The following is a 13,125-nucleotide window of genomic DNA, read 5'->3' as shown; positions in this document are numbered from 1 at the left end:
GTTCAGTCCGCGTTCTCCGGGCCGTGAGCCGGTTGCTCCGGGTGGGAGACGTGTTCGGCCAGCCGCGCATAGGAGTCGGTGATGATCGAGGCCAGTGTCGCGTCGGAGTCCTCAGCGGTCCACAGCTCGAGCGCGGTGTCGAAGAGCCCCACGACTGTCTGGGAGACGAGCAGAGCGTCGATGTGATCGGCGCCGCGTCGCCGGAGCCCGTCGCGGATCGCTTGCGCCAGCACCGCTGACTTCGATCGCTCGCGCTCGATGAGATGTGGGTCGATGGCGATGATCGATCGGCGCTCGCGGATCGCGTCGCGCCAGGCCTCCAGCTCGGGCGTGACGGCGAGCAAGCCGTGCATGGCCAGTGCCATCGGGTCGAGCCCATCGGGCGCGGCGGCGAGCAGGTTGGCGACGACATCCGGAAACTCGCGCTCTCGCAGGAAGAGCACGTCGCGCTTGTCGGGGAAGTGACGGAAGAACGTCCGCGTCGTCAGACCCGCCCGCTCGGCGATCTGCGGCACCGTGGTAGCCGCATACCCCTGCGACCGGAACAGCTCGACGGCTGCTTGTTCCAGGCGCAGTGCGGCATCGGGAGCCCAACGTGGCATGGGGCGAGCCTACCTGATGACATCATGTGACATCATGGGCACGACGCAGTGATGACAGATCGTGTCATCGCCCTTCGAAACGGAGCCCACCCATGTCATCGAACGCCGCCGCTTGGCTCCCGTCCGCGCGCGCCGATCTCGTCGTCGGGCCCGCTGCGATGCATGAGCCTGGCCCGGGGGAGATCCTCGTCCGCAGCCGGGCGGTCGCGGTGAACCCGCTCGATGACGTCAAGCAATGGACAGGCGACCTGATGTACCGCTGGCTGGGCTATCCCGCGGTGCTCGGGGAGGATGTCGCCGGCGAGGTCGCCGCCGTCGGACCGGGGGTGACGCGCTTCGCGGTGGGCGACCGCGTTGCCGCGTACGCCGTCGGGATGGAGCGCGGCCGACGCCATGAGGCGGAAGGCGCGTTCCAGCTCTACGTCGTCGTACGAGAAGACCTCGCGACCCCGTTGCCCGACGGTCTTCCGTACGAGCAGGCCGCGGTGCTGCTGCTCGCCGTCTCGACGGCGGCCACGGCTCTCTTCCAGGATGATCAGCTCGCACTCCGCAGCCCGAGCGCCGACGAACCACCGACGGGGGAGACCGTGGTCGTGTGGGGCGGCTCGACGAGTGTGGGGCGCAACGCGATCCAGCTGGCGGTGGCGGCGGGCTATCGCGTCATCACCACCGCGTCACCGCACAACGAGGCGCGAATGCGCGAGCTCGGCGCGGAGCTCGTCGTCAACTACCGCGACCCCGCAGCCGTCGCCGCCATCGTCTCGGGCGTCGAAGGCAGCCCCCTCGCCGGTGTGGTCGCGATCGGGGCGGGCTCGGGCGATGCCGCGGTGAGGATCGCCGCCGCGGCCGGCGCGCGTCGCGTCGCTCTGCTGAGCCCGCCGGTCGCCTTCACGACGCTTCCGCGCCGCAGTGGCCCGAGCATCGCGTTCCTGCGCACGATGACGACGATCGGGCTGGCTCAGCTCGCGACGCAGGCTCGGGCTCGCCGCCACGGCATCGCGGCCCGGTTCGTCTGGGGGAGCTCTCTCATGACCAACAGCGTCGGACCCATGCTGTGGGAGCAGTACTTGCCCGGGGCTCTCGCCGAGGGTCGGCATGTCTGTGCCCCCGAGCCCGAAATCGTCGGGGAAGGTCTGGAGAGCATTCAACACGCGCTGAACCTGCTTCACACAGGCGTCTCCGCCCGAAAGCTCGTCGTCCGCCTGTAGCGCCACCGATCGGGGTCGGTGGTCGCGATTAGGCTGGGAGCATGCCGCCGAGTCCCCGACGTCCTGCCGCCCGCGGTGCCGCGAAGTCGGCTATCCGGCAGCTGTCGTGGCGTACGCCGGAACCGGCGCCCATCGTGCTCGTCGCAGGCCCCGAAGAGGTGTGCGCCGAGCGCGCCATCGCCGGACTCCGCGACTATCTGAAGGCCGAGGACCCGAGCCTCGAGGTCTCCGACATCCGCGCCGACGACTACGCCGCGGGCACCCTTCTCGGGATGGCGTCGCCCTCACTCTTCGGCGAACCTCGGCTCGTGCGAGTAGCGGGCGTCGAGAAGTGCTCCGACGCCTTCCTCGCAGAGGCCCTCGCGTATCTCGAGAATCCGCAGGAGGGCGCCACGATCGTCCTGCGGCACACGGGTGCGAGTGTCCGGGGCAAGAAGCTGCTCGAGGCCATCCGTTCGGGCATCGGGGGCGGGGTCGAGATCTCAGTTCCCGCGATCAAGCGCGACTCCGACCGTTTCGACTTCGCGGCGGGGGAGTTCAAGGCTGCGGGCAAGCGGATCGCTCCGTCGGCGCTGCGCAGCCTCGTCTCCGCTTTCGCCGACGACCTGACCGAGCTCGCGGCCGCCTGTCAGCAGCTCATCTCGGACGTGCCCGGTGACATCGGCGACCAGGTCGTCGAGCGATACTACGGGGGTCGGGTCGAGACGACCGCCTTCGCCGTCGCCGACACCGCGATCGCCGGCCGCTACGGCGAGGCCCTCATCACGCTGCGGCACGCTCTGGCCAGTGGGGCCGATCCCGTGCCGCTCGTCGCTGCGATCGCCTCGAAGCTGCGCACCATGGCCCGCGTCGTCGGTACGCGCGAGCCGTCCGCCGCGCTCGCTGCCCGGCTCGGCATGAAGGACTGGCAGGTCGACCGAGCCAAGCGCGATCTCGTCGGCTGGACGGAATCCGCCCTCGCGACCGCGATCCAGGCGGCCGCCCGCGCGGATGCCGAGGTGAAGGGCGCCTCGCGCGACCCCGTCTTCGCGGTCGAGCGGCTTGTCACCGTCATCGCGACGCGGTCACCCTACGGGTCCTGATCGCTCAGCGGCAAAGCGAAAGGCCCGCCCCACGCGGGGACGGGCCTTCGACAGCGGCGGCTCAGAGAGCGGCGACCTGCTTCGCGATAGCCGACTTGCGGTTCGCAGCCTGGTTCTCGTGGATGACGCCCTTGCTCACGGCCTTGTCGAGCTTCTTCGTGGCCTTGGCCAGCGCCTTCTCGGCAGCGGCCTTGTCGCCGGCGGCGATGGCCTCGCGGGTGCGACGCACCTCGGTCTTCAGCGCGCTCTTGACGGCCTTGTTGCGCTCGCGCGCCTTCTCGTTGGTCTTGTTGCGCTTGATCTGCGACTTGATGTTCGCCACGTTCGACGTATCTTTCGTTCGGAGTTTTCGGTGGATGTGCCGGGCGACAGTAGAGGGATGCCGCACGGCGGTCGTGTGAGGGAGGAACCCACACGGCAAGCCGACTTCAGAGTCTATCAGGTCGCGTCGCGAGAGCCGGTATTCGCGAGGGTCGCGAGGGCGAGATCCATGACCGCGTTGAACACGCGCGGACGCATGGCCGTGACGAGGTGGCTGGTGCGGGGGACGACGATCAACTCCGCCTCGGGCGCGAGCTTCGCGAACAGCCGTTCATTGACGCGCAGCTGGTCGTACTGACCGTTCACGAACCAGGTCGGCACATCGATCCGTCGGATCGCCGCGAGCAGGTCGAGCACCGACAGGCTCGCGAGCGCAACGTCCTGCGCGTCGTAGGCGTATCCGCCGGCGCCGAAGTCCGGCCGGGTCTCGACGGGAAGCGTGCGGTCGAGGACCCAGTCGGTGATCCGCTGGCCACGGCCGGGCAAGCGGTCGAACCCGAGGGCGAGCGCTCGGTACACCGCGAGGCCGAAGCCACGGGGGATCGCGGTGCAGGACGCGGCGATGAACGCCGACACCGGCGGGCGTTCCTCGCGGCCGACGTAAGCGGTGCTCAGCAGTCCGCCCATCGAGTGGCCCACCAGCAATACGGGGCCGCGCTCAGCGGCATCCCGAACCGCATCGTCGATCGTCGCGAACGCACCGTCGAGAGTGAAGGTCTCGGCCATGCGAGTGCCGTGGCCGGGCAGGTCGAGCGCCGTGACGGGGATGCCGCGATCCTGGAGGTGGGCCACCTGAGCGCGCCACATCGTGGCCGAGGTCCGGATCCCGTGCACGAGCACCACCTGCGCGGTCATGCTTCCACCCTACGGACCCGAACCCTGGGCGGGGGAGCAGCTCGGCGAGCACATGAACGCGTGAGGGCGACCGGTGATCCCGGCCGCCCTCACGTCGCATCAGCGTGCCCGCGAAATCATCGCTCCGAGACGGCACCTCGTCGCCGCGTCACCGCGATGACGCCGCCCGCGACGAGGAGCATCGCTCCCGCGAGCAGAACGCCCAGCGGCGTCTCCGCGCCGGTCACCGCGAGCTGCCCCGAGCGCACGACGGTGATCGCGAACTCCAGCGGCTCCTCGCCGGCCGTCGAGATCCGCAGCGTGTGCGCTCCCACCGCGAAGTCCGCGGGAATCGCCACCCGGAACGTGGTGACGCCGGAGCCGTCGGCGGCCGGGATGCCGCGCACCTCGATCGGCTCGCTGAACAGAGTCGCGCCGATCCGCTGGCCGGGCTCGAGGCCCGACACACGCACATCGATGAACCCGCCCTGCTCGACCCGGGTGGTGGAGAGCTCGACCTGCGCCCACGCCGACGTGCCCGGGTCGGTTCCCGCCTCGGTGCTCGGCTCGCCGATCCGGACCGGGATCGTGACCGTCGTCTCCGTGGCATCCGTCGTCAGGACGAGCTCGGCGGCGCCGTCCGGGAGGTCGGCCGGAAGCGGCACCGACACGACCGTGCTTCCGCCCGCGACCGGTGCGGACGCGATGACCTCGCCGCCGAACGAGACATCCACAGCACCGTTCTGGGGTGCTCCGAGGCTCGTCATGTCGAGGTTCGACACGGTCAGCTCGAGCGTCGAGCCCGCGGCCGCGGTCTCGGGCACGCCCTGGACGCGGACAGCGTGCTTCGTGAACGAGGGCGCGACGGGCTGCTGCGCGCCGAGGTACTCGATCCAGGCCTCGTGGTCGAGGAAGCCGGTGTCGACGTAGTCGGTGCCCGCGGCGAAGGCGCGGAAGTTGTCTCCCGAACCGGATGCGAGGAACGAGAGCGTGCCGATGCGGTACTCGGCGTCGAGGTCGAGCGGCTGCCCGTCGACCGTGACCGAGGTGATCCGGCTGCCCTCCGGGCGGGTGTCGTCGAACGTGTAGGTCACATTGTCGGACAGGCCCAGCTGCAGGTACGGACGCGACGGCACGTTGCCGTCCTTATCGCGCTGCCACTGCTGCTCGAGGACGCGCACGAAGTCGGCGCCCGTGAGGGTCACGAGGGCCATCGTGTTGTTGAACGGCAGCACGGCGTACGCCTGACCCCAGGTGACCGTGCCGTCCGGCACGCCCGCGACCGCGTTGGCCCCGAACTCGGCCTGCGTGTCGAACAGGTCGGCCCGAAGGCCGCCGGAGTTCGTCACGCCGATCTGCGCGCCGTTCGGCAAGTTCGCGAGGTTGGAGCGGATCGACTCCGCGACGAGGTTTCCGAGCGAGGACTCCGACGCCCGGTCGTCGCGCTTGCCGCCGGCATAGGCGCCGTCGACATACGAGCCGCCCGAGTACGCGCTGGTGATATCGGCGGAGATCGTCGCGACCGGCGTGTTGCCGATCTCAGCGAAGTCCGCGAGCGCCTGCCGGACGATCTCGTCGACCTCGGCGACGCGCGGGTAGGTCGCGATCAGGTCGGCGGCGGGCGTCGTGGTCTGGCCGACGTTCTCCTGTGAGTGCGAGACGACCTCACCGCTCGTGGGATCGACCGAGAGCACGACCTTGCCGACGAACTCGCCGTACGAGCCGGTCTGGACGATCGGTCGCGTCCGGTCCGTTCCCGGGATCGGCGCCGACCACGCGTACAGCTTGTGCGTGTGACCGGTGTAGATGGCGTCGACCTCGGGGGAGGTCTCCTTGACGATGCGGGCGAAGACCGCACTGTCGGCGACGGCCTCGTCGAGGCTCGCGTCCGAGGCGCTGTCGGCCGCACCCTCGTGGTAGAGCGCGACGATGACATCGGCCTGGTCGCCGGAGCCGTCGGTGAGGTCGGCTGCGACGCGGTTGACCGCTTCGACGGGGTCGCCGAACTCGAGACCGGCGATGCCCGCGCCGCTCACCAGCGACGCGGTCTCCTCCGTCACGACGCCGATGACGCCGATCGTGAGGCCCTGAGACTCGATGAGCTCGTACTCGTCGAACTGGGGATCGGTCGTGCCGGCGGCGTAGACGTTCGCCCCGAGGTGCGAGAAGTCCGCACGCGGGATGACGCGGTCGCGCAGGTCGGCGAAGCCGCGGTCGAACTCGTGGTTGCCCACCGCGCTCGCCCGCAGATCAAGGGCGTTCAGCACGTCGATCGTCGGCTCGTCCTGAGCGAGTGACGACGCCGGGAGCGAAGCCCCGATGTTGTCACCGGCCGACAGCAGCACAGCGTCGGGTGCAGCGGCGCGCAGCTCCTCGATGGTTCCGGCGAACCCGACGGTCCCCGGAACCTCGGGCTGGGCCTCCACCTTGCCCTCGGCGGGCTTGGCGGGCGTGACCCCGGTGATGCGGCCGTGGAAGTCGTTGATCCCGAGCAGCGTCAGATCGATGGGCTCGACCGGGGCCGTGGCCTCCGCCGAGAGGCCGACCTTGACCGGGTCGTGGTCGGAGGAACGGTAGGGGCCGTCGTCGTGGAAGTTCACCGGGAAGTAGTTGTACCGGCTGTACTCCAGGAAGATGGACTCGCCCGCATTGATGTTCCACACGTCGGCGCCCGTGGCGCGCTCGTACGCGGCCTCGTTCATGAGGATGTGGTCGAGCGAGCCGGAAAGCTCCTGGAACACGTAGCTGGTGTCCGTCGGATCGAACGTGATCCCCGCGTCGACATATCCCGACTCGTAGAACACCTGCATCGGGTCCTCCTGCGAGTAGGAGTTGAAGTCTCCCGCCAGCAGGACGGAGTCCACGTCGCCCTGGATCCGATCGACCCACGCGTCGAGCGAGCGCGCCTGTCGCACGCGCGACTCGTTCGAGGCTCCCTGGCCGTCTCCCGTGTCGGCGTCACCCGCCCAGGGACCCGCCGAGCCCTTCGACTTGAAGTGGTTGACGACGAAGAGGAACGGCTCGCCGCCGTCGACCGGGGCGAAGGCCTGCGCGATCGGAGCCCGTGCGTTCTGGAAGGCCTCGCCCGCGTCGGACTCGGTTCCGAGAGCCCGAGCGTCGCCGACGCGTTCGACGGCGCTCGGCTGGTAGATGATCGCGTTCGTGATGACGTCGCGCCCCGCGGCATCCGGCAGCTCGTCCGACGACGGCACGAACGCCCAGCGCTCCGAGCCGGCCGCCGCGTTCAGGGCGGCGACGAGCGAAGCGGTCGCCTCGTCAGGCTGCTCACCGAGCCGCGCCGAGTCCTCGATCTCCATGAGTCCGACGACGGAGGCATCGAGCGCGTTGATCGCGGCGAGGATCTTCTCCTGCTGGCGTTCGAAGGATGCCGCGTCCCACGCCCCGCGCTGATCGCAGCCCCCGCGGACGTTGGTCCCCTTGCCCTCACGATCGGTGTAGGCCTGGCAGGCGCTGTCTTCGACACCGAGGGTCGTGAAGTAGTTCAGGACATTGAACGACGCCACCGAGACGTCCCCGCCGACCTCCGCCGGAACGGCGGTGCGCGTGTTCTCGACGGTGATGTCGTCGTCACGGTTCTCACTGGCGACGATGTGCCGCACGGGGCTCAGCTTCCAAGCGTCGTTGCGGTAATCGAAGACGACCGGCGCGTCGAACGTCACCCGAGCGCCGACGCGAACGGGCTCGCTGGTCGAGATGTAGGGCGGTGTCGCACCGGCTGCCGCGAGGTTAGTCGACGAGCCGTCGTCGAGCACCACGCGGCGTGCGGCGTTGTCCGCCGCGACGGCCGCCGCTTCCGCGGAACCGGGACGAGCGACATCCGTGGGCTGGCGCAGCGGCTCGGCACCCGTGGCGAGCACGAGCTCGCCGAATCGGTTGAGGTTGTAGTTGTCGGCGACGACGAAGTCGCCCTGCGGCTGAACCAGCATCGACTCGAGCGCTTGGCGGTGCGCGTCGTCGGTCGGCCACGCCACCGTCGCCGGCACCACCGGGGCCGCGTCGGCGATCGCCGTCGCACCTCCCGGGCCGACGGTGAGCTGCGTCAGCCCGAAGTAGTCGCCCACGACACCGGTAACGCGCACCGTGCTACCGGGCGTGACCTCTCCGACCGCAGCGGGGGAGTAGACGAAGATCGCGTCGGAGGCCCGATGCGTCGCGAAATCGATCGCACCGCCGGTGCCGCCTGTCTGGATGACGTAGCCGTTGTACCCGCCCGTGGGATAGTGCGCCGTGACGACGCCTTCCGTCGTGACGGTCTGACCTGCCAGGGGCGAACGGCCGCCCGTGCCCTGGATCTCGGCGATCGTCGCCGTCACGGGCTCACCGGGCTGCTCCGGCTCACCGGGCTGCTCCGGCTCACCAGGCTGCTCTGGCTCACCAGGCTGCTCCGGGGTCGTGCCGGCCTTGCCCTGGGGCGTCGGCGCTCCGGCAGCGAAGTCGGCCCGGTTGTCGGCGGTGTTTCCGGCGACGTCGTCGCGGGCGATGCTCGTCGCGTTGGACGTCGCCGGTGCCGCGCCGGAGCCTGCGAAGTCGGTCGCGTTGCCCCACCCGACGTAGTCGACGACAGCGTCGTTCTGCGCGAGGCCCGATCCACCGCTGAGCGCGGCCGTCGAGTTCACGAGCGCGACCTTGCCCTGCGTGCCGCTCATCGGGATGGAGCCCTCGATGTCGGCCGTGAAGCCGGGCAGCGCGGCGTTACCGCCGATGGCCTGACCGATCAGCAGGTGCCCGCCGGGTTCGATGGTGGCACCCGCGAGAGCAGTCACCTGCCAGTCGGCTCCCGTGCTCGACGCGTACTGGACGCTCCAGCCGTCGAGCGAGACGGCGGCATCCGAGGTGTTGCGAAGCTCGATGAAGTCGCGGTTCAGGGGCGCGCCGTTGTTTCCACCGCCGCCGTAGATCTCGTTGATCACGACGGGCGCGTCAGCGCCGACCGCGGCACGCGCGGGCATCGCGGCCCACCCCACACCTCCCGCCACGATCGCGACGGCGGCGCTGGAGGCCACCCATCTGTACCAGGGGCGTCGCGCGGGCGCGACAGGGTCTGCTGTGATCACGGTGCTCTCCCGGGGGGCGGACCGGGCGCGGGGGATATCGCGCAACCACCGGCCGCCGCACTGAGCATTCGACGTCATCGACGTGTTCGGCAAGTAGCGGAATGGTTAATTGTTTATCACCCAGCTGAGTGCTGGCGTGTCCGGCCTTCGGCCTCGTACCATCCCGCGCGCGAGGGTTCGCGGCAGTGCCGTTGCGCGGCCCCGGGTAGACTCTCCGGGACATGTCTCCGCGCGCACTCCAGCCGCTCGCGCCTGCCGCAACGCCGCCCGAGCTCATCCGCAACTTCTGCATCATCGCCCACATCGACCACGGCAAGTCGACGCTGGCCGACCGGATGCTGCAGATCACCGGCGTCGTCGCCGACCGCGACATGCGCGCCCAGTACCTGGACCGCATGGACATCGAGCGCGAGCGCGGCATCACGATCAAGAGCCAGGCGGTCCGGATGCCGTGGTCGAAAGACTCCGGCACGTTCGCGCTGAACATGATCGACACGCCCGGTCACGTCGACTTCACGTACGAGGTCAGCCGCTCTCTCGCCGCGTGCGAAGGAGCCATCCTGCTCGTCGACGCCGCGCAGGGCATCGAGGCGCAGACGCTCGCGAACCTCTACCTCGCGCTCGAGAACGACCTGCAGATCATCCCGGTGCTCAACAAGATCGACCTGCCGGCGGCAGACCCCGAGAAGTACGCGGCCGAGCTCGCGAACCTCATCGGCGGTGACCCCGAAGACGTCCTGCGCGTCAGCGGCAAGACCGGTATGGGGGTCGAAGATCTGCTGGATCGCATCGTCGACCGCATCCCTGCCCCCGTCGGCGACCCCGAGGCACCGGCGCGCGCGATGATCTTCGACTCCGTCTACGATGCCTACCGCGGCGTCGTCACCTACGTCCGTATGGTCGACGGCAAGCTCGAACCGCGCGAGCGCATCCAGATGATGTCGACGCGCGCGACGCACGAGCTGCTCGAGATCGGCGTGTCGAGCCCCGAGCCGATCCCCACGAAGGGACTCGGCGTCGGCGAGGTCGGCTACCTGATCACGGGTGTGAAGGACGTCCGCCAGTCCAAGGTGGGCGACACGATCACCAACCACCGCAAGCCGGCGTCCGAGGCGCTGCCCGGATACACCGACCCCAAGCCGATGGTGTTCTCCGGCATCTACCCGATCGACGGCAGCGACTACGGCGACCTGCGCGAGGCTCTCGACAAGCTCAAGCTGTCGGACGCGTCGCTCCAGTACGAGCCGGAGACCTCGGTCGCGCTCGGATTCGGATTCCGCTGCGGCTTCCTCGGGCTGCTCCACCTCGAGATCATCACCGAGCGCCTGTCGCGCGAGTTCGGCCTCGACCTCATCACGACGGCACCGTCGGTGACCTACGAGGTCGCGACCGACACGGGCGAGACCGTCGTGGTGACCAACCCCAGCGAGTACCCCGACGGCCGCGTCGCCGAGGTGTCCGAGCCGGTCGTGAAGGTCGGCATCCTCGCCCCGAAGGACTACGTGGGCACGGTCATGGAGCTCTGCCAGTCGCGCCGCGGCACTCTCCTCGGCATGGACTACCTGAGCGAGGACCGCGTCGAGCTGCGCTACAACATGCCGCTCGGCGAGATCGTCTTCGACTTCTTCGACCACCTCAAGTCGCGCACGCAGGGATACGCGAGCCTTGACTACGAGCCCGCCGGGTCGCAGACCGCCGACCTGGTGAAGGTCGACATCCTCCTGCAGGGTGAGAAGGTCGACGCGTTCAGCTCGATCGTCCACCGCGAGAAGGCCTACGCCTACGGCACGATGATGACCGAGCGCCTGCGCAAGCTCATCCCGCGCCAGCAGTTCGAAGTGCCGATCCAGGCCGCCATCGGCGCACGTATCATCGCCCGCGAGAACATCCGCGCGATTCGCAAGGACGTCCTCGCCAAGTGCTACGGCGGTGACATCACGCGTAAGCGCAAGCTCCTCGAGAAGCAGAAGGAGGGCAAGAAGCGCATGAAGATGGTGGGTCGCGTCGAGGTGCCGCAGGAGGCGTTCATCGCCGCGCTGTCGGGCGACGTCGAAGGCAAGGACAAGAAGTAGCCCCACGGGGAGCAACGAGGAGACCCATGCATCAGCGACGCGGGACCTTCCGGGACGAGACCGTCGACTACGCGGCGGTCGGCGCGACACGCGCGCACGACCTCATGGCGTATCCGCCCGAACACAGCATCCCCGCGGAGGACGCATGGCGGATCGGCAGCGGGCAGGCTCGCTTCGACACCGCCGCCGACCTCCTCATGTCGTGGGCAGCGCTCCGTGGGGCGGGTTTGCGCGTCGCGGATGTTCGGCCCGCATCGGGACCGATGTACACCGGCGTCGCGTTCGACGACCAGGGAAACGCCGTCGCGCCCAGCAGCATGGAACACGAGCAGCGCTTCGCGGCGGACGGCACCCCCTACGTCGGAGCCGGCACCACGCTTCAGGTGCACGGGCGTGTGTCGGGGCTGAATGCGGATGCGGAGCTCCGCGTGATCTTCGTCGACGAGGAGCCCCGCCGGGTCGCGTTCGCTCTCGGGACCGTCGGCGGTTCCGTCGTGAGCGGCGAGGAGTCCTTCCTCCTCGAATGGCGCGATAACGATGAGGTCTGGTTCGTCGTGCGGGCGTTCGATCGGCCGACGGCATTGGCTTACCGCATGCTCAAGAGTCTCGTCCGCCGCCGCCGCCGGATGCTGTTCCAGGGCTACCTCCGCGCGATCTCGCCGCTGTACGCGACGCCTGAGGCCTGATGGGCGCGGCACTGCCGATCGGTGATCCGGTGCCGGTCGGCGGGACGCTGCCGGACGACCTCGTCATCGACCCCGACGTCCCGTTCGGGGTGTACCTGCACGTTCCGTTCTGCCGGGTGCGGTGCGGCTACTGCGACTTCAACACCTACACCGCCACAGAGCTGCGTGGCGCGCGGCAAGATGCCTACGCCGACGAGGTGCTGCGCGAGATCGCCCTCTCGGCCGATGTGATGGACGAGCGCGGCCCCCGGCGTCCGGCGCAGACGGTGTTCTTCGGCGGCGGCACTCCCACGTTGCTTCCGGCCGGGGACCTCGCTCGGATGCTGAGCGGAGTGCGGGACACGTTCGGCATCGCCGCCGGCGCGGAGGTCACCGTCGAGGCGAACCCCGACACGATGAACCCTCGGGTCGCCGACGAGCTGGCGGCGGCGGGCGTGACGCGCCTGTCGATCGGCATGCAGTCCGCGGTTCCGCACGTGCTCGCAGCGCTCGACCGAACGCACGATCCCGCCAACGTCGCCACCGCCGTGGCTGCCGCGCGCGGGGCTGGACTCGACGTCTCGGTCGACCTGATCTACGGAGCGCCGGGGGAGAGCCTCGACGACTGGCGGCGCTCGGTCGACACCGCGGTGGCGCTCGAACCCGACCATGTGTCCGCCTATGCGCTGATCATCGAGGAGGGCACCCGTCTCGAGCGTCAGATCCGCCGCGGTGAGGTGGCCGCGCCCGACGACGATCTCCAGGCCGACATGTACGAACTGGCCGATGACCGTCTCGCCGCCGCCGGCTTCTCCTGGTACGAGGTCTCGAACTGGGCCCGGTCGACCGACCAGCGCTCGCGCCACAATCTCGCCTACTGGCGCGGAACCGACTGGTGGGGTTACGGGCCGGGCGCGCACAGTCACATCGCGGGCCTCCGCTGGTGGAACGTGAAACACCCGGCGGCATATGCTCAGCGGCTCTCCGCGGGCGAGTCTCCCGCCGCAGGCCGCGAGCGCCCGGATGCCGAGGCCCGACGGCTCGAGTCCGTCCTGCTGCGATCACGCATCGTGGATGGGCTCGCCGTCGATGAGCTCGCGAACGACTCGCGCCGTGCCGTCGCATCGCTCATCGCCGACGGGCTCATCGAAGGCGCCGACGCCGTCCGCGGTCGGGTCGTCCTGACTCGCCGCGGACGCCTCATGGCCGATGCGGTCGTACGGGCGCTCACCGAGTGATCCCGGGCGGCGACCCGCCTCGCCCACG

General features: G+C 69.6%; 9 protein-coding genes. 5 read left to right on the top strand and 4 right to left on the bottom strand.

All coding sequences use genetic code 11. The features are described from left to right. Positions 1-2: 2 nt before the first annotated feature. Positions 3-602, bottom strand: a complete 600-nt coding sequence (locus tag ACI2K6_RS01465; protein WP_404567827.1) for a TetR/AcrR family transcriptional regulator — start codon at positions 600-602, stop codon at positions 3-5. Positions 603-694: 92 nt separating this feature from the next. On the opposite strand from ACI2K6_RS01465, the gene ACI2K6_RS01460 reads away from it, so the two are divergent. Then, a complete protein-coding gene (locus tag ACI2K6_RS01460; RefSeq protein WP_404567825.1) occupies positions 695-1,810 on the top strand; it encodes a zinc-binding alcohol dehydrogenase family protein in 1,116 nt (371 codons plus the stop codon). Positions 1,811-1,851: 41 nt separating this feature from the next. Continuing rightward, complete coding sequence (holA, locus tag ACI2K6_RS01455; protein WP_378718627.1) at positions 1,852-2,892, top strand: DNA polymerase III subunit delta; 1,041 nt, start codon at positions 1,852-1,854, stop codon at positions 2,890-2,892. A 61-nt stretch (positions 2,893-2,953) separates the two neighbouring features. Here the strand turns inward: holA and rpsT are convergent, their stop codons facing one another. The 3 genes from rpsT to ACI2K6_RS01440 all read right to left on the bottom strand — a co-directional run bounded on the left by rpsT (position 2,954) and on the right by ACI2K6_RS01440 (position 9,071). Next, the gene (gene rpsT / locus ACI2K6_RS01450; protein WP_112614742.1) at positions 2,954-3,214 is read right to left on the bottom strand and encodes a 30S ribosomal protein S20; all 261 of its coding nucleotides are present in this window, start codon (positions 3,212-3,214) and stop codon (positions 2,954-2,956) included. Positions 3,215-3,330: 116 nt separating this feature from the next. Continuing rightward, positions 3,331-4,068 (bottom strand): alpha/beta fold hydrolase, encoded by a 738-nt coding sequence (locus tag ACI2K6_RS01445; protein ID WP_404567823.1) that lies wholly within the window; start codon positions 4,066-4,068, stop codon positions 3,331-3,333. A gap of 116 nt (positions 4,069-4,184) precedes the next feature. Next, positions 4,185-9,071 (bottom strand): ExeM/NucH family extracellular endonuclease, encoded by a 4,887-nt coding sequence (locus ACI2K6_RS01440; RefSeq protein ID WP_404567821.1) that lies wholly within the window; start codon positions 9,069-9,071, stop codon positions 4,185-4,187. Positions 9,072-9,343: 272 nt separating this feature from the next. On the opposite strand from ACI2K6_RS01440, the gene lepA reads away from it, so the two are divergent. From lepA to hemW, 3 genes are read left to right on the top strand one after another with little or no spacing between them, the layout of a single operon-like run. Further along, on the top strand, positions 9,344-11,194 hold the full coding sequence (gene lepA, locus ACI2K6_RS01435) for a translation elongation factor 4 (RefSeq protein WP_023950748.1): 1,851 nt from the start codon (positions 9,344-9,346) through the stop codon (positions 11,192-11,194). A 26-nt stretch (positions 11,195-11,220) separates the two neighbouring features. After that, entirely contained in the window at positions 11,221-11,880 is a 660-nt protein-coding gene (locus ACI2K6_RS01430; protein ID WP_112614744.1) for a DUF1990 family protein, read from the top strand. Next, positions 11,880-13,097 carry a radical SAM family heme chaperone HemW gene (hemW, locus tag ACI2K6_RS01425; RefSeq protein ID WP_323987682.1) on the top strand — a complete coding sequence of 406 codons (1,218 nt, stop codon included), beginning with the start codon at positions 11,880-11,882 and terminating at the stop codon, positions 13,095-13,097. The genes ACI2K6_RS01430 and hemW overlap by 1 nt, the downstream gene beginning before the upstream one ends. Positions 13,098-13,125 lie beyond the last annotated feature (28 nt).

This window comes from Microbacterium sp. NPDC006705, from assembly GCF_044903545.1.
GTDB classification, from domain to species: domain Bacteria; phylum Actinomycetota; class Actinomycetes; order Actinomycetales; family Microbacteriaceae; genus Microbacterium; species Microbacterium plantarum.
Note: the sequence above shows the minus strand (reverse complement) of the source record. Positions and strands in the feature narration are given on the sequence as shown.